16 protein-coding genes are annotated in these 16,522 nt (G+C 71.2%); 10 read left to right on the forward strand and 6 right to left on the reverse strand.

The window, feature by feature from the left end; genetic code table 11:
• Nucleotides 1–63 precede the first annotated feature (63 nt).
• A complete protein-coding gene (locus tag AC1MLT_RS06465; RefSeq protein ID WP_481034488.1) occupies nt 64–534 on the reverse strand; it encodes a CBS domain-containing protein in 471 nt (156 codons plus the stop codon).
• A gap of 129 nt (nt 535–663) precedes the next feature.
• On the opposite strand from AC1MLT_RS06465, the gene AC1MLT_RS06470 reads away from it, so the two are divergent.
• Together AC1MLT_RS06470 and AC1MLT_RS06475 are read left to right on the forward strand one after the other, a co-directional pair.
• Nucleotides 664–1,974, forward strand: a complete 1,311-nt coding sequence (locus tag AC1MLT_RS06470; RefSeq protein WP_481034489.1) for an O-acetylhomoserine aminocarboxypropyltransferase — start codon at nt 664–666, stop codon at nt 1,972–1,974.
• Between the two features lies 1 nt (nt 1,975).
• On the forward strand, nt 1,976–2,791 hold the full coding sequence (locus AC1MLT_RS06475; protein ID WP_481034491.1) for an alpha/beta fold hydrolase: 816 nt from the start codon (nt 1,976–1,978) through the stop codon (nt 2,789–2,791).
• Here AC1MLT_RS06475 and AC1MLT_RS06480 read toward each other — a convergent pair.
• On the reverse strand, nt 2,788–3,180 hold the full coding sequence (locus AC1MLT_RS06480; protein WP_481034492.1) for a thioredoxin family protein: 393 nt from the start codon (nt 3,178–3,180) through the stop codon (nt 2,788–2,790). The two genes, AC1MLT_RS06475 and AC1MLT_RS06480, sit on opposite strands and share 4 nt — an antisense overlap.
• A 98-nt stretch (nt 3,181–3,278) precedes the next feature.
• Between AC1MLT_RS06480 and AC1MLT_RS06485 the strand changes: the two genes are divergently transcribed.
• From AC1MLT_RS06485 to AC1MLT_RS06505, 5 genes are read left to right on the forward strand one after another with little or no spacing between them, the layout of a single operon-like run.
• On the forward strand, nt 3,279–3,671 hold the full coding sequence (locus AC1MLT_RS06485) for a DUF2069 domain-containing protein (protein ID WP_481034493.1): 393 nt from the start codon (nt 3,279–3,281) through the stop codon (nt 3,669–3,671).
• A 21-nt stretch (nt 3,672–3,692) separates the two neighbouring features.
• A complete protein-coding gene (locus AC1MLT_RS06490) occupies nt 3,693–5,165 on the forward strand; it encodes an FAD-binding oxidoreductase (RefSeq protein WP_481034494.1) in 1,473 nt (490 codons plus the stop codon).
• A complete protein-coding gene (locus AC1MLT_RS06495) occupies nt 5,162–5,992 on the forward strand; it encodes a thymidylate synthase (protein ID WP_481034495.1) in 831 nt (276 codons plus the stop codon). Before AC1MLT_RS06490 ends, AC1MLT_RS06495 begins: the two co-directional genes overlap by 4 nt.
• A gap of 14 nt (nt 5,993–6,006) precedes the next feature.
• A complete protein-coding gene (locus AC1MLT_RS06500) occupies nt 6,007–6,510 on the forward strand; it encodes a dihydrofolate reductase (RefSeq protein ID WP_481034497.1) in 504 nt (167 codons plus the stop codon).
• Entirely contained in the window at nt 6,507–7,562 is a 1,056-nt protein-coding gene (locus tag AC1MLT_RS06505; protein WP_481034498.1) for an NAD(P)H-dependent flavin oxidoreductase, read from the forward strand. Before AC1MLT_RS06500 ends, AC1MLT_RS06505 begins: the two co-directional genes overlap by 4 nt.
• A 21-nt stretch (nt 7,563–7,583) precedes the next feature.
• Here AC1MLT_RS06505 and AC1MLT_RS06510 read toward each other — a convergent pair whose 3' ends face one another.
• Nucleotides 7,584–8,264, reverse strand: coding sequence for a DUF1120 domain-containing protein (locus tag AC1MLT_RS06510; protein ID WP_481034499.1), 681 nt, complete (start codon nt 8,262–8,264; stop codon nt 7,584–7,586).
• Nucleotides 8,265–8,467: 203 nt separating this feature from the next.
• On the opposite strand from AC1MLT_RS06510, the gene AC1MLT_RS06515 reads away from it, so the two are divergent.
• The 3 genes from AC1MLT_RS06515 to AC1MLT_RS06525 all read left to right on the forward strand — a co-directional run bounded on the left by AC1MLT_RS06515 (nt 8,468) and on the right by AC1MLT_RS06525 (nt 12,010).
• A complete protein-coding gene (locus AC1MLT_RS06515) occupies nt 8,468–9,907 on the forward strand; it encodes an NAD-dependent succinate-semialdehyde dehydrogenase (protein WP_481034501.1) in 1,440 nt (479 codons plus the stop codon).
• Between the two features lie 104 nt (nt 9,908–10,011).
• Nucleotides 10,012–10,170, forward strand: coding sequence for a hypothetical protein (locus AC1MLT_RS06520; RefSeq protein WP_481034502.1), 159 nt, complete (start codon nt 10,012–10,014; stop codon nt 10,168–10,170).
• A 190-nt stretch (nt 10,171–10,360) separates the two neighbouring features.
• On the forward strand, nt 10,361–12,010 hold the full coding sequence (locus AC1MLT_RS06525) for a histidine kinase famiy protein (protein ID WP_481034504.1): 1,650 nt from the start codon (nt 10,361–10,363) through the stop codon (nt 12,008–12,010).
• A gap of 24 nt (nt 12,011–12,034) precedes the next feature.
• Here AC1MLT_RS06525 and AC1MLT_RS06530 read toward each other — a convergent pair whose 3' ends face one another.
• The 3 genes from AC1MLT_RS06530 to flgK form a co-directional block, all read right to left on the reverse strand.
• Nucleotides 12,035–13,279, reverse strand: coding sequence for a YuxH family protein (locus AC1MLT_RS06530; RefSeq protein WP_481034506.1), 1,245 nt, complete (start codon nt 13,277–13,279; stop codon nt 12,035–12,037).
• Between the two features lie 18 nt (nt 13,280–13,297).
• Nucleotides 13,298–14,497, reverse strand: a complete 1,200-nt coding sequence (gene flgL, locus AC1MLT_RS06535) for a flagellar hook-associated protein FlgL (RefSeq protein ID WP_481034507.1) — start codon at nt 14,495–14,497, stop codon at nt 13,298–13,300.
• Nucleotides 14,498–14,567: 70 nt separating this feature from the next.
• On the reverse strand, nt 14,568–16,454 hold the full coding sequence (flgK, locus tag AC1MLT_RS06540; protein WP_481034508.1) for a flagellar hook-associated protein FlgK: 1,887 nt from the start codon (nt 16,452–16,454) through the stop codon (nt 14,568–14,570).
• Nucleotides 16,455–16,522: the final 68 nt, after the last annotated feature.

The raw sequence follows: 16,522 nt of genomic DNA on the forward strand, positions 1-16,522 counted from the left end.
CCGGCGCCCGTGGGCGGGCCGGTCCGGCCGGGCCGGCCGGGCCGGCCGGTCGGCGTGGCCCGATCAGCCTGGGCGCGCTTCCGTGTCGACGCCGGCTTCCTCGGCCGGCCAGTCGCGGATGTAGGCCTTGAGCATCTTGTTTTCGAAGTTCTGGCTGTCCACGACCGCCTTGGCGACGTCGTAGAAGCTGATCACGCCCATCAGCATGCCCTTGTCCATGACCGGCATGTAGCGCGCATGGCGCTCCAGCATGATGCGGCGGATCTCGTCGAGCTCGGTCTCCAGGGTGCAGGTGACCGGCGCGTCGTCCATCGCCTTGCGCACCGAGGTGCCGCCGATCTGGCCGCCATTGCCCACGATGGTGACGATCACCTCGCGGAAGGTCAGCATGCCGACCAGGTCGCCATGCTCCATCACGACCAGCGAGCCGATGTCCTTCTCGGCCATGGCGGTGGCCGCGGCGGTCAGCGGCTCGTCGGGCGTGACGGTGTAGAGCGTGTTGCCCTTGACGCGCAGGATGTCGCTGACTTTCATGGGGGGGTTCTCCGTGGGAATCCGTGTAATCGCGCCGTGTGGCGGGGGATGTGCATTTTTGCATAGCCACGCGCTCCGCCCGCACACAATGAGGCTTCCGATCCCGCACTTTCCGAGGAGACAAACCCGATGCCCGGCTATTCCGATCCCGGTTTCGACACGCTGGCGCTGCACGCCGGCGCGAGCCCCGACCCCGCCACCGGCGCGCGCGCCGTGCCGATCCACCTGACCACCTCCTTCGTCTTCGAGTCGAGCGACCATGCCGCCTCGCTGTTCAACCTGGAGCGCGCCGGCCACGTCTACAGCCGCATCAGCAACCCGACCAACGCGGTGCTGGAGCAGCGCGTGGCCGCGCTCGAGGGCGGCATCGGCGCCATCGCCACGGCCAGCGGGCAGGCCGCGCTGCACCTGAGCGTGGCGACATTGATGGACGCGGGCTCGCACATCGTGGCCAGCACGGCGCTCTATGGCGGCTCGCAGAACCTGCTGCACTACACGATGCGGCGCTTCGGCATCGAGACCACCTTCGTGCAGCCCGGCGACCTCGATGGCTGGCGCGCCGCCATCCGGCCGGAGACCCGGCTGCTGTTCGGCGAGACGGTGGGCAATCCGGGCCTGGACGTGCTGGACATCCCGGCCGTGAGCGACATCGCGCACGCGGTGGGCGTGCCGCTGCTGGTCGACTCGACCCTGACCTCGCCCTACCTGATCAGGCCCTTCGACCACGGCGCCGACCTGGTGTATCACTCGGCGACCAAGTTCCTCTCCGGCCACGGCACGGTGATCGGCGGCGTGGTGGTCGATGGCGGCAGCTTCGACTGGGAGCGCTCGGGCCGCTTCACCGGCCTGACCGAGGCCTATGCCGGCTTCCATGGCATGGTCTTCAGCGAGGAGAGCACCGTCGGCGCCTTCCTGCTGCGGGCGCGCCGCGAGGGACTGCGCGACTTCGGCGCCTCGATGAGCCCGCACACGGCCTGGCTGATCCTGCAGGGCATCGAGACCCTGCCATTGCGCATGGAGCGCCACATCGACAACACGCAGAAGGTGGTGGAGTTCCTGGCCGAGCATCCCTTCGTGGCGCGCGTGGGCCATCCGCTGATGCCCTCGCACCCGAGCCATGCGCTCGCCGGCCGGCTGCTGCGGCATGGCGCGCGCGGCGCCGGCGCGGTCTTCAGCTTCGACCTCAGGGGCAGCCGCGCGCAGGGCAAGGCCTTCATCGAGGCCCTGCGCCTGTTCAGCCACCTGGCCAACGTCGGCGACTGCCGCAGCCTGGTGATCCACCCGGCGAGCACGACGCATTTCCGCATGACCGACGAGGCACTGGCCGGCGCCGGCATCTCGCAGGGCACGATCCGGCTGTCGATCGGCCTGGAGGACCCGGCCGACCTGATCGACGACCTCCGGCGCGCCCTGAAGGCGGCCGAGAAGGCGGGGGCCTGAGATGCTGCTCACCGTCCAGGGCCACGCCACCTACGCCTACACCGGCGGCAAGACCTTCGACCCCGCCCGGCCCACGGTGGTCTTCATCCACGGCGTGCTCAACGACCACAGCGTCTGGATCCTGCAGAGCCGCTGGTTCGCCCACCACGGCTGGAACGTGCTGGCGATCGACCTGCCCGGGCACTGCCGCAGCGCCGGCGCGCCGCCAGCGAGCGTGGAGGACGCCTCGCGCTTCGTGGCCGACCTGCTCGACGCCGCCGGCATCGAGCGCGCGGCCCTGGTGGGCCACAGCTTCGGTTCGCTGATCGCGCTGGAGACCGCCGCCCGGGCGCCGCAGCGCGTCACGCACCTGGCCATGGTCGGCACCGCCTATCCGATGGCCGTGTCGCCGGCGCTGCTGGCGAGCTCGCGCGACGCGCCGCTGCGCGCGATCGACCAGATCAACGTCTTCTCGCACTCCTCGCTGGCGCCGCCGCCCTCCTCGCTCGGCCCCGGCACCTGGCTGTATGGCGGCTCGCGCGCGCTGATGCGCCGGGTGCTGGCTTCCAACCGCGAGACCAATGTCTTCCACACCGGCTTCAAGGCCTGCGACGACTACACCGGTGGCGAGGCGGCGATCGACGCCGTGGCCGCCTCCGGCTGTCCGCTGCTGTTCCTGCTCGGCGCCGCCGACCAGATGACGCCGCCGCGCGCGGCTCGCGCGCTCGCCGCCCGGGCGCCGCAGGCGCGGGTGGTGACGGTCGAGGCCGGCCATGCGCTGATGAGCGAGGCGCCGGAGGCGACGCTGGCGGCGCTGCGCGGGTTCCTGGGCGCCTAGGCGGCCGGCGGCGCCAGCTCGAAGCGCGCCGGCGCCGCCGCCAGCGCGGCCAGCAGCGCGGCCACGTCGGCCTCCGACGGGTGGGCCGCCCGCAGCGCGGCCAGCGTGCGCGTCAGGGTCGCGGCATGCGGCAGCAGCGGGCCCATGAAGCGGGTGCCCTCGGCATCGGCCACCAGCAATGTCGGGAAGGTCTCGATGTCGAAGTCGCCGGCGACATCGGCGTCGTCCTCGATGTCGACCCAGGCGAAGCGCAGGTGCGGATGCGCGCGGGCGACCTCCTCGAACAGCGGCCGGTAGTCACGGCAGGTGCCGCACCACTGGGCGCACAGGCAGACCACCCAGGGCGACGGTGCGCGGGACGGAGCGTCGGGTGGCGGGGCAACGGTCATGGGAGCGGAGGGGTCGGAAGACGGCCGGTATCATGCCATCGGACCTTTTTCATATCCGGTCCGGGCCCTTTCGCCACGTCCCAACCCTCCCCCCTTTCATGCAAGCCATCTCCCGTCCGAGCGCCTCCGTCGCCGCCACCCGCGTCCTGGCGGTGGGCAGCCTGGTCGGGCTGATCGTGCTGGGCCTGGCGTGGGAGATGTGGCTGGCGCCGCTGCGCCCGGGCGGCTCGGTGCTGGCGCTGAAGGTGCTGCCGCTGGTGCTGCCGCTGGCCGGCCTGCTCAAGCGCCGCATGTACACCTACCGCTGGGTCAGCCTGATGATCTGGCTCTATTTCACCGAAGGCGTGGTGCGCGCCTGGAGCGACACGCTGCCCCTGAGCCGCGCGCTGGCCGGACTGGAGATCGCGCTGTGCCTGGCGCTGTTCGCCGCCTGCGCCTGGCACGTGCGCCTGCGGCTGCGCCACGGGGCCGATGCCGCCGCCGCGGCCTGACCGGAAACACCGAGAGAACCCATGACTTCCCCCTCCTCCCCCCATACCCCGCTGCTGGAGGCCCTGCGCGCGGCCGTCGGCGCGCCGCACGTGCTGACCGACGAGACCGGCGACGACCTCACCGCCTACGAGCGCGAATGGCGCGGCCGATTGCGCGGCAAGGCATTGGCCGTGGTGCGGCCGGCCAACGCGCGACAGGTGGCCGAGGTCGTCAAGGCCTGCGCCGCGGCCGGCGCCTCGCTGGTGCCCCAGGGCGGCAACACCGGCCTGGCGGTCGGCTCGACGCCCGACCAGAGCGGCACCCAGGTGGTGCTGACCCTGCAGCGCATGAACGCCATCCGCGCCATCGATGCCGCCAACCTGACCGTCACGGTCGAGGCCGGCTGCGTGCTGCAGACCCTGCAGGAGGCCGCCGACCGGGCCGGCTTCCTGTTCCCCCTGAGCCTGGCGGCCGAGGGCAGCTGCACCATCGGCGGCAACCTGGCGACCAATGCCGGCGGCACCCAGGTGCTGCGCTACGGCAACGCGCGCGACCTCTGCCTGGGGCTGGAGGTGGTGACGCCGCAGGGCGAGATCTGGGAGGGCACCAACGGCCTGAGGAAGGACAACACCGGCTACGACCTGCGCGACCTGATGATCGGCAGCGAGGGCACGCTGGGCATCATCACCGCCGCCACCATGAAGCTCTATCCGCAGCCCGCCGCGCGGCTGACGGCCTGGGCCGCCGTGCCCTCGCTGGAGCACGCCGTCACGTTGCTGGGCCTGGCGCATCGCCAGCTGGGCGCCGGGCTCACCGGCTTCGAGGTCATGGGCCGCTTCGCGCTCAGCCTGGTGGGCAAGCACATGCCGCAATTGCGCGTGCCCTTCCTGGAGGACGAGTCGGTGCCGTACTGCGTGCTGCTGGAGAACTCCGACAGCGAATCCGAGGAGCACGCCCGCGCGCGCTTCGAGGCCCTGCTGGAGACCGCCTTCGAGGACGGCTGCGTGAGCGACGCCGTGGTGGCCGAGAACATCGCCCAGGCGCGCGGGCTGTGGCACGTGCGCGAGAGCATCCCGCTGGCGCAGGCCGAGGAAGGCCTCAACATCAAGCACGACATCTCGATCGCGGTCTCGCGCATCCCGGACTTCGTCGCCGAGACCGACGCCTTGCTCGCGCGCGAGATCCCCGGCGTGCGGCTGGTCAACTTCGGCCACCTGGGCGACGGCAACCTGCACTACAACGTGCAGGCCCCGGCCGCTGGCGACACGAAGGCCTTCCTGCGCGAGCAGGAGGAGCGCGTCAACACGCTGGTCTACGACGCGGTGGAGCGGTTCGGCGGCTCGTTCTCGGCCGAGCACGGCATCGGCGCGCTCAAGCTGCACAAGCTGGAGAAGCACAAGTCGCCGGTGGCGCTGGGCATGATGCGGGCCATCAAGCAGGGACTCGATCCGCACAACGTCCTCAATCCCGGCCGCGTGCTGCGCGCGGCGGGCCACGAGGAGCTGGTGCGATGAGCCGGCCGATCCGCTCGCAGTACGAGGACTTCATGCGCCACGTCGAGACCACCGGCGTGCACAAGGCCGACCGCACCGGCACCGGCACCAAGAGCGTGTTCGGCTACCAGATGCGCTTCGACCTGAACGAGGGCTTCCCGCTGGTGACGACCAAGAAGGTGCATCTGCGCTCCATCATCCAGGAGCTGCTGTGGTTCCTGACCGGCTCCAGCGACAACAACTGGCTGAAGGAACGCGGCGTCACGATCTGGGACGAGTGGGCGCGCGAGGATGGCGACCTGGGCCCGGTCTATGGCGTGCAGTGGCGCAGCTGGCCGACGCCCGAGGGCGGCCACATCGACCAGATCGCCGAGGTCATCCGGACCCTGAAGTCCAACCCCGACTCGCGCCGCATCATCGTCAGCGCCTGGAACGTGGCCGACCTGTCGAAGATGGCATTGATGCCGTGCCACGCCTTCTTCCAGTTCTACGTCGCGCCGGCGCAGGAGCCCGGCGGGCGCGGCCGGCTCAGCTGCCAGCTCTACCAGCGCAGCGCCGACATCTTCCTGGGCGTGCCCTTCAACATCGCCAGCTACGCCCTGCTCACGCACATGGTGGCGCAGCAGTGCGACCTCGACGTCGGCGACTTCATCTGGACCGGTGGCGACTGCCACATCTACAGCAACCACGCCGAGCAGGTCGCGCTGCAGCTCGCGCGCGCGCCCCATCCCTATCCGCTGCTGGAGATCAAGCGCCGGCCGCCATCGATCCTCGACTACCGCTTCGAGGACTTCGAGGTCCACGAGTACGTGCACCACCCGGCCATCAAGGCGCCGGTGGCGGTCTGAGCGGGGCGGCGACCATGACCGGCACGACCCGCGTCAACCTCATCTACGCCCGCGCCGCCAACGGCGTGATCGGCCGCGATGGCGACCTGCCCTGGCAGCTGCCGGAGGACCTGGCGCACTTCAAGCGCGCCACCGCCGGCGCGCCGGTGGTCATGGGCCGCCGCACCTGGGACTCGCTGCCGCCGCGCTTCCGGCCCCTGCCCGGGCGCGACAACATCGTCGTCACGCGGCAGGCCGGCTGGCAGGCAGCCGGCGCGCGCCGCGCCGATGGCCTGGACGCGGCCCTGGCGCTGTGCGCGGATGCGCCGGAGGTGTGGGTGATCGGCGGCGCGCAGATCTACGCCCAGGCCGCCGCCATCGCCCGGCGCGCCGTGGTGACCGAGATCGGCCGCGACTTCGAGGGCGACGCCCGTGCGCCGGAGCTCGATCCCGCCGCCTGGCGCGAGACGGCGCGCGCGGCGCATGTCGCGGCCGATGGCCTGCCGTTCGATGTCGTCACCTACGAGCGCCACCCATGACCCGCCCATCGCTCCCCGAGCTGCTGTCGATCGACCTGCCGCTGATCCAGGCGCCGATGGCCGGCGTCCAGGGCAGCGCGCTGGCGATCGCGGTGTCCGAGGCCGGCGCGCTGGGCTCGCTGCCCTGCGCCATGCTCGCGCCCGAGGCGCTGCGCGACGAGCTGCGGGCCATCGTCCAGGGCACCCGCCGGCCCTTCAACGTCAACTTCTTCTGCCACGCCCCGCCCACGCCCGATGCCGCGCGCGAGGCCGCCTGGCGGGCCGCCCTGGCGCCCTACTACGCGGAATTGGGCCTGGACCCCGCGGCCGTGCCGGCCGGCGGCGCGCGGCGACCCTTCGACGACGCCATGGCCGATGTGCTGGAGGAATTTCGGCCGCCGGTCGTGAGCTTCCATTTCGGCCTGCCGGCGCCGGCCCTGCTGGCGCGCGTCAAGGCCTGGGGCGCCACGGTGCTGGGCTGCGCCACCACGGTGGCCGAGGCCCGCTGGCTGGCCGCCCGGGGCGCCGATGCCGTGATCGCGCAGGGCCTGGAGGCCGGCGGCCATCGTGGCCTCTTCCTCACGGACGACCTGACGACGCAGCTGGGCACATTGGCCCTGGTGCCGCAGATCGCCGCCGCCATCGACCTGCCGGTGATCGCCGCCGGCGGCATCGCCGATGCGCGCGCAGTGGCGGCGGCCCTGGCGCTCGGCGCGGCCGGCGTGCAGGTCGGCACCGCCTATCTGCTGTGCCCCGAGGCCACCACCACCGGGCTGCACCGCACGGCACTGAGCGGCCCGCGCGCCGCGCACACGGTGCTCACCAACCTCATCAGCGGCCGACCGGCGCGCGGCATCCGCAACCGGCTGCTCGACGAGCTCGGTCCGCTCGGCGCCATCGCCCCGGCCTTCCCGCTCGCCGGCGCCGCCCTGGCGCCCCTCAAGGCCGCCGCCGAACGACTCGGGCGCGACGACTTCTCCACCCTGTGGGCCGGCCAGAACGCCAGCGGCTGCCGCGAGGTGCCGGCCGCGATCCTGACGCGCGACCTGATGCGGGGGCGGCCGGGCGCGTGAGGGCGCGGGCGCCGCGCGCCTTCAGAGATATTCGAAGTCCACGGTCGCCGCGCCGTCGATCGCGATGCCCGAGCGCGCGCCCTGGACCACGCTCTTCAGGACGAACGGGAACACCTCCAGCGCGCCGAGCATCCTGACGATCGCCGTGGGCACCCGCGCGCCCGCCGTCGCGCCATAGCCGGTCGCCATCGCGTGGTCGATGAAGCCCTGGTCGGCATCCGTCCGCCTGGGGCCCCAGGCACCCCGGGTGGCGCCCTTGGGCCGCACGAGGACCCGGACGGCCGGCTCGGGCACGCCATCGGGCGTTCGCACCAGCCGCATGTCGACGACCTGGATCCGGAACACGCCCACCGGCTGGGCACCGGAGCGCCCGAGACCGAACCCGAGGCTGTCGCCGGCCGTGAAGTCGGGCTTGGACGCCGCGCGGTTGTCGGTGGCCGCGAGCGCCACCGCCGTGGCCGAGGGGCAGGTGACGGTCAGCGAGATCCGCCGGGATGGCAGCAGGTAGAACGGATCGGCATCCTCGTAGGTCCTGACCGTCGACGCGCTCAGCGTCCCGTAGTCGAGCGCGCCATGGTTGCCCAGTTCCAGCGTGCAGGATTCGGGCGTGATCAGGCCCCTGACCGTCAGATCCTGGGGCGCCGCCCGGGCTCCCGCGAGGGCCAGCAGCAGCGCGCTGGCGATCATCGATGCCTTGAACATTCTTTCCTACTCCTTGTTGCGGTGGTCGGGCCTGGAAACTTTATGCCGTCCCATTTCGAGGAATCTGCACATTCATCACCCGTGACGCGCGAACCCTCCGAATGATCGATGCGTCGTTCGTGCCCACGCGGCGCGGCGCGCCTTCGAAGGACGCTAGGATGTCCGGTTCTCCCAACCCTTTTCCTCGAAGGATGCAAGCGAACATGACGAGCTACACCGACACACGGCTTCTGATCAATGGCGAATGGTGCGATGCCGCCAGCGGCAAGACCATCGACGTGGTCAATCCCGCCACCGGCCAGCCGATCGGCAAGGTCGCCCATGCCGGCATCGCCGACCTCGACCGCGCGCTGGCGGCGGCCCAGAGCGGCTTCGAGGCCTGGCGCCGCATCCCCGCCAACGAGCGCGCGGCCACGATGCGCAAGGCCGCCGGCCTGGTGCGCGAGCGCGCCGACGCCATCGGCCGCCTGCTGACGCAGGAACAGGGCAAGCCCTTCGTCGAGGCGCGTGGCGAGGCGCTGGCCGCGGCCGACATCCTGGAATGGTTCGCCGACGAGGGCCGGCGCGTCTATGGCCGCATCGTGCCCTCGCGCAATCTCGCGGCGCAGCAGCTGGTGCTGAAGGAACCGATCGGCCCGGTCGCCGCCTTCACGCCCTGGAACTTCCCGGTCAACCAGATCGTGCGCAAGCTCGGCGCGGCGCTGGCCTGCGGCTGCTCGTTCCTGGTCAAGGCGCCCGAGGAGACGCCGGCCTCGCCCGCCGCCCTGCTGCAGGCCTTCGTCGATGCCGGCGTGCCGGCCGGCACGGTCGGCCTGGTGTTCGGCGATCCGGCCGAGATCTCCTCCTATCTGATCGCCCATCCGATCATCCGCAAGGTGACCTTCACCGGCTCGACGCCGGTGGGCAAGCAGCTCGCCGCGCTGGCCGGCTCGCACATGAAGCGCGCGACGATGGAGCTGGGCGGCCACGCGCCCGTTATCGTGGCCGCGGATGCCGATGTCGCATTGGCGGTCAAGGCCTCGGGCGGCGCCAAGTTCCGCAACGCCGGCCAGGTCTGCATCTCGCCGACGCGCTTCCTGGTGCACCACAGCCTGAAGGAGGAGTTCGCGCGCGAACTGGTCAAGCATGCCGAGAGCCTGAAGCTCGGCGACGGCCTGGCCGAGGGCACCACGCTCGGCCCGCTGGCCAATGGCCGCCGCGTCGCGGCGATGGGCAAGATCCTGGAGAACGCGCGCGCCACCGGCGCCAAGGTCGCCACCGGCGGCGAGCGCGTGGGCGGCGAAGGCAACTTCTTCGCCCCTACCGTGCTCACGGATGTCTCGCTCGATGCCGATGTCTTCAACAACGAGCCGTTCGGCCCGATCGCCGCCATCCGCGGCTTCGACTCGCTCGACGAGGCCATCGCCGAGGCCAATCGCCTGCCCTATGGCCTGGCCGGCTACGCGTTCACGAAGTCGATCGCCAACGCGCACCTGCTGTCGCAGCGCGTCGAGGTCGGCATGCTGTGGATCAACCAGCCCGCCACGCCATCGCCGGAGATGCCGTTCGGCGGCGTCAAGGATTCGGGCTACGGCTCCGAGGGCGGACCCGAGGCGCTGGAAGGCTACCTGGTGACGAAGTCGGTCTCGATCATGTCGGTCTGACACGGCGAGGGACAAATTGCCGTCGCCAGGCGGCGCCTGCTGGGCGCCGCGATCGGCGTGCCGTCCCACCCGGGATGGCTCGGGGCGACGGCAACTTGACCCCCATGACCGATCCACGCAATGTCGCGCACGACAAAAAAGTGCAACAGGAAAAGAAGCATCGCGGCGAGGAAATCGCCCCCGGCGCGGAACACGCGCCCCAGCCCGGCCAGAAGCCGGCGCTGAAGCACGACGACGCCAAGACCGACGACAAGCAGGACTGACCGACCCCGGTCGTTCCGACGTCGCCGCCGACCCCCCATGGGAAGATCCATGACCCGGGCCCGGATCGGATGCGAACGCATCGCGCCACCGTCCCGGGTCGGGTCGCCGGCACCGCCGGCGACCGGTCTTCCCTTCATCGTTCAACTCTCCTCTCCTTCAGCGACGGTTCTTCGGCGCTGACCGAAGATCATGGCCCAGTCGGAAAAACCGAAGATCAGGAATTCGCCACCCCCCGAGGTGGCGGTCGAGCACTCGCACGACGACTCGATCGCGGGCCACCGCGACGACATCTTCTTCGCCGCCATCGAGACCACGCGCATGCCGATGCTGGTCACCGACCCGCGCAAGCCCGACAACCCGATCGTCTTCGCCAATCGTGCCTTCCTCTCCATGAGCGGCTATGCCAGCGAGGAGATCATCGGCCACAACTGCCGCTTCCTCCAGGGCCCCGACACCGATCGCGCGACCATCGCCGCCGTGCGCGAGGCGGTCGAGGCGCGACGCGAGATCAACACCGAGATCCTGAACTACCGCAAGGACGGCACCACGTTCTGGAATGCGCTCTACATCTCCCCGGTCTACAACCAGGACAAGGAGCTGGTCTATTTCTTCGCTTCCCAGCTCGACGTGAGCCGGCGTCGCGATGCCGAGGAGGCGCTCGGCCAGGCGCAGAAGATGGAAGCCCTCGGCCAGCTGACCGGTGGCATCTCGCACGACTTCAACAACCTGCTGCAGGTGATGTCGGGCCATCTCGACCTGCTCGAGCACCGCCGCAAGGCCGGCAACGTGACCGATGCCGCCCTGAGCCGCGCGGTCGACAACATCCGCAGCGCCGTCCAGACCGCCTCGACCCTGACGCAGCAGCTGCTCGCCTTCTCGCGCAAGCAGCGCCTGGAGGGACGGCTGGTCAATCTCAACAGCCTGGCCGAGGGCATCGCCGACCTGGTCAAGGAAACCCTGGGCGCGGGCATCGAGGTCCGCATGGCGCCGGAGCCGGCCCTGGGCAACTGCCAGCTCGATCCGACCCAGCTGGAGATGGCGGTGCTCAACGTGCTGGTCAACGCGCGCGACGCCATGCCCGATGGCGGCACCGTCACGCTCAGGACACAGAGCATCGAGGTTGACGGCGACGACATGGGCACCTTCGTCGGCCTGATGCCGGGGCGCTACGTGTCGCTGTCGATCACTGACACCGGCACCGGCATCGCGCCGGAGATCCTGGGTCGCGTGATGGACCCCTTCTTCACCACCAAGGAGGAAGGCAAGGGCACCGGCCTGGGCCTGTCGATGGTCCACGGCTTCGCCAAGCAGTCCGGCGGCACGGCCAGCGTCGAGTCCGCGCTCGGCGTCGGCACCACGGTGCGCATGTATTTCCCGGCGACCGATTCGCTGGCGCCGCCCGCCGTGGCGCGCACGACCCGCCGCGCGGCCGACCACGGCGGCAGCGAGACCATCCTGGTGGTGGACGACCGCATCGAGGTGGCGCAACTCTCGCGCGACATGCTCCAGGACCTGGGCTACACGGTGCACGTGGCGGGCAACGCGCGCGAGGCATTGCAGCTGGTCGAGGACCAGCGCGATGCCTGGACGCCCGACCTGCTGTTCTCCGACCTCATCATGCCCGGCGGCATGAATGGCTTCGGCCTGGCGCGCGAGATGCGTCGGCGCCTGCCCGGCATCCGGGTCCTGTTGACGACCGGTTTCGCCGGTTCGGCCGATGGCAAGAACTCGGACCAGGGCGTGGAGTTCGAGATCCTGAAGAAGCCCTACCGGCTGGCCGACCTGGCGCGCCGGGTGCGGCTGGTGCTCGACGACCCGGTCGACGACGCGTCGGCCTGAGCCCCACGCGCGCGGTGGCGGTCCTCAGGCCCGGCCGACCCGCGCGCCGATCGCCGCCAGGGTCCGCAGCAGGGCCCGGTTGACGTCCTCCGGCTCCATCTCGTGAGTCTGGCGCAGGCTGCGCACGGTGTCGGGGTCGTCGCCCTCCATCGCGCAGGCGACCTGCAGCGTCGGCGCGTAGGGGCCGCTGCCGCCCTGCACCGCCATGACGATGCGGTCGGGCAGCGGGATGCGCGCCAGGCTGGCGCGCAGGGGCTCGTCCATCACCAGGTCGAGTTGCGAGAACAGGCCGCACAGGTAGATCTCGCGCCGCAGGTCCTCCTCGATGCCGGCATCCATCAGGTGGTGCATGAGCTGGCTGCGCAGCACCATCGACGCATTCACCGGGCGCAGGGCGACATCGTCGCTGGCATGGGGCAGCTGCTCGGCCAGCCAGCGGTTGAGCGTGCGGAAGCCCAGCATCATGAAGCCATGGCGCAGCGAGGCGATGCCGTTGCGCAGGCCCAGGCCGGCCGAGTTGAGATAGATCAGCAGGCGGTAGGCCAGGGCCGGTTCCTGCGCGAAGGCCAGCTCGATGCGGTCGAGCGACTGCTCGGCATCCAGCGCGTTCATGGTCTGCACGATGGCGCGCCGGGTCGGCGGCAAGGGCTGGCCCCGGTAGCGGTGCAGCACGTCCTCCAATGGCCAGCCGGTCACGGCCCAGGCGCCCTGCTGGTCGAGCGCATGCTCGGTCAGGGCGCGGCTGGCGACGCCATCGATCAGCATGTCGGCCTGCACCGGGCTGTCGGCGGCGCGGCCGGCCATGCGGGCGCCGGCGCTGTTGTCGCGCGCGCGCAATGCCGCCTGCAGCGCGACGGCGGCATCGAGCGGCGCGAGCTGGACGGCGCGGCGCGCGGCCCAGCGCTCGCCCGCCAGCGGCCGCAGCTCGTCGGGCGTGCCATCGAGCACCAGCCGCGCGCCGCGCGCGTGGGCCTCGCGCAGCGCGCCGCGCAGGCGCGCGTCGTCGAGCCACGCCGCCGGCACCTCGATGGCCGGATCGGCGCGCGTGGCGTGCGCCAGCAGGCCGCCCAGCAATTCGCGCGAGCGCGCCACCAGCAGCAGGTCGGGCGATTCGGCCGACCACAGCTCCTCCAGCGTGCGCAGCAGATGCTGGCCATCGACCCCGGGGTCGTCGGCATGCACGAACAGCCGCACGCCCGCCAGCGCGCGGGCCCGATTCCAGAGCGGCCGGTAGCCCAGGGTCAGGCTGCCGAGAACCGATTGCGCCATGCCAGTCCCCTTCCCGCCTCAGCCGATGTAGTTGAACAGCGACAGCTTCTGGACCTGGGCGTAGGAACTCAGCGCCGCCGAGTACACGGTCTCGTTGGTCTTGAATTCGGAGATCGCCTTGACGGTGTCGAGGTCCTCGGCGCGCGAGCGGTCGGCCTCGAGCTGCGCGTTGCGCGTCTCCTGGCGGTTGGTGATGCTGTCGACGCGGTTGAGCAGGTCGCCGGCGCGGCCGCGCGAGGACGACAGGCGCGAGGCCGCCGTGTCGATCTGCGCCAGCGCCTGGGCCACGCCCTGCGTCACGGCGCCGGGGGTGGTGCCGTCGCGCACGCTGGCGATGGCCTGGTCGAGCACGCCGAACAGGCTCGAGCGCGTGCTGGGCGAGACGCTCAGGCTGTCGCCATTGGCCGGCTTGCCGCTGGCCAGGAACGACATGCCGTCGAACGCGATGGCCTGGCCGCTCTTGTAGGGCTGGCCGGTCTTCACCGCGGCATGGGTGGTGGTGTCGGTGACGTCGTAGGTGGTGGCGCCGGCGGCATCGACGGAGAAGCTGACCTGGTAGCCATGGCCGGTCAGCGCCGCCGGGTCGCTGACCTGGCCGGCATTGGTCCAGACGCCGCTGGTGCCGGCGCCCTGCGCGATGGCGAAGACGCCATTGCCGGTGGGCACGTCCATCCAGGTCGCATGGCCGTCGAGCGCGGCGGGCACGCCGACCTCGCTGGCGGCCGGCTGGCCGGCGATGCCCTGGTAGTTGACGCCGGTGCCATCGTCGACGAATGGCGCGCCGGTGCTGCCCAGGCCACCGAACAGCGGCAGGCCATTGCCGTCGCGGGTGTTGGCATGGCCCACCAGCTCGTCGCGCAGGGTCGTCATCTGCTGCGCGATGCTGGCGCGGTCGGTGGCCGAGAGGCCGACGCCACCGGCCTGCACGACCAGCGTGCGGAAGCTCTGCATCGCCGTCATCGCATCGCCCAGGGTCGACTCGGCCGTCGAGACGGCATTGCGCTGCACCTCGAGCGCGCGCTGGTCGGTGGCGACGCGCGCCATGCGCGTGGTGGCGCGCTCGGCCTGCGCGGCGGCGGTCGGGTCGTCGCTCGGGCGCAGCACGCGCTTGCTGGCGCTGATCTGCTCCTGCAGCTTGGACATCTGCGACTGGCGCGTGGCGATGCGGCTCAAGGCGTTGTCGTAGGCGTTGGCGGTCGCGAGCCGGGTGCTGGACATGAATGGTTTTCCTTCCTCTGGGCGGGTGGGCGTGCGGGTGGCGCGGGAGCTGGCGCCGTGGCGGGCTCGTTCAGCGCATGTTCTGCAGCAGGGTGTCGAACAGGTTCTGCGCCACCTGGATCATCTTGGCCGAGGCCTGGTAGGCCTGCTGGAACTGCAGCAGGTTGGCGGCTTCCTCGTCGAGGTTGACGCCATCCTGGTTGGCGCGCTGGGTCTCGGTGCTGCTGGCGATGGCGCCGGAGACATCGGCGGCGTACTGCGCGCTCTGCGAGCGCACGCCGACCTGCGCGATCAGGCCGGCATAGCCGTCGACCATCGGCGCGCCGTCGAACACCGGCTTGTCGCGCAGCGCCAGGATCGCATTGGCGTTGCCGGCATTGAGCGTCGCATAGCCGGAGGTGGTGGCCTGCACCGTAACGGTGTCGCCCGCCTTGGGCGTGCCGCTGAGCGACAGGGTCCAGCCGTTGTAGCTGATCGGCTGGCCCGAGGCATAGGCCACGCCGCTCGGGTTGCCGGTGCCGCTGCCGGCGACGTCGAAGGTGCCGTTGGCATTGAAGGTCAGCGTCACCGGCGCCCTGAGGTTGGCGTCCTGCGCGGTGGCCGCGATGGTGCCGATGGCGATGCTGCCCTTGTTGGTCGCGGCCGGGCGCGCCTCGACCGGACTGGCGGCCGCGAGTTCGCGCGGCGAGGTCAGCGCCACGCCCATCGCGCCGGCCGCCGCCGCGTAGGGCTGGAGCGTGAAGGTGTCGCCGGCGGCCGCCGCGCCGCTGGCGATGTCGAGCCGCAGGCCGTCGACCACCGCGGGCATCGGCCCGGCGAACTGCGTCGCCTTGCCATCGGACAGCCGCTTCACCTCGAAGGCGCCGCCGGCGCCGAACTTGATCTCGTAGCCCGACGCGGCCAGTCCGCTTGCATCGCCGACCTGGGCGGTCACCACCGCGTTGCCGGTGTTGGCCAGGCCGGCGGCGGCATCGGGGATGGCGATGTCGCGGAACAGGCCGTTGCCGGCGTGGCCCTCGAGGTCGACGCCCAGGCGGTTCTGCCGGTTGACCTCGGTGGCGACCGTGAGCGCCATGCGGCCGAGGCCGTCGCGGGCCGCCGTCAGGTCGTCGTTCTGGAAGCGCAGCAGCCCGGCGACCTTGCCGCCCGAGAGCATCGATTCGTCGATCGGGCTGGAGAGCATGGCGCGCTCGAGCGCCAGGCCGCTGGTGCCGCCATCGGCGGTCTGCAGCGTCATCTTCGAGGTGCTGGCGCCGAGCACCAGCGCCTGGCTGCCGATGAAGACGTTCAGGCTGCCATCGTCGGACGCCACGGTCGAGACCTGCACCTGCGCGCCGATCTCGCGCACCATCTGGTCGCGCTGGTCGAGCAGGTCGTTGGGGGCATGGCCGCTGCCCTGCGAGAGCGCGATCTGCTCGTTGAGCGCGGCGACGCGGCCGGCCAGGCTGTTGATCGCCTTGACCGAATCGGCCAGGCCCGAATTGACGCCGCGCTGCAGGTCGTCGAGCTGGGTCTGGGCATGGGTGAAGCGTGCCGCCATCTCGTCGGCGCGCGACAGCACCACGTTGCGCGCCGTCATGTCGTTGGGCGTGGTGGCGACATCGGAGAAGGCATTGAGCATGTCGCTCATGGCCGCGCCCATGCCGCTGGTGCCGCTGGGGAACACGTCCTCCAGCGCGGCGAGCCGGTCGGCGCGGGTCGAGTCCATGGCCGCCACCGATTGCGACTGCACCGCCTGGCGGGTCAGGAACTGGCTGTGCGAACGCGTGATGTCGGCCACCTCCACGCCCTTGCCGATGTAGCCGCTGCCGGTGTATTGGCCGGCCACCGACTGCAGCACCGCGCTCTGGCGCGAATAGCCCACGGTGTTGGCGTTGGCGATGTTCTGGCCGGTGGTGGACAACGCGGTCTGGTTGGCCATCAAGGCCCGGGAGGCGACGTTGAGCAGGTTACTCATGGGAGAGGTCTCGGGATGCGGAGGGCTTCGGGAAAGGCGACGCGGATGACGATGACTCGGGCGACGGT

The organism is Variovorax sp. PEI5 (assembly GCF_056679935.1).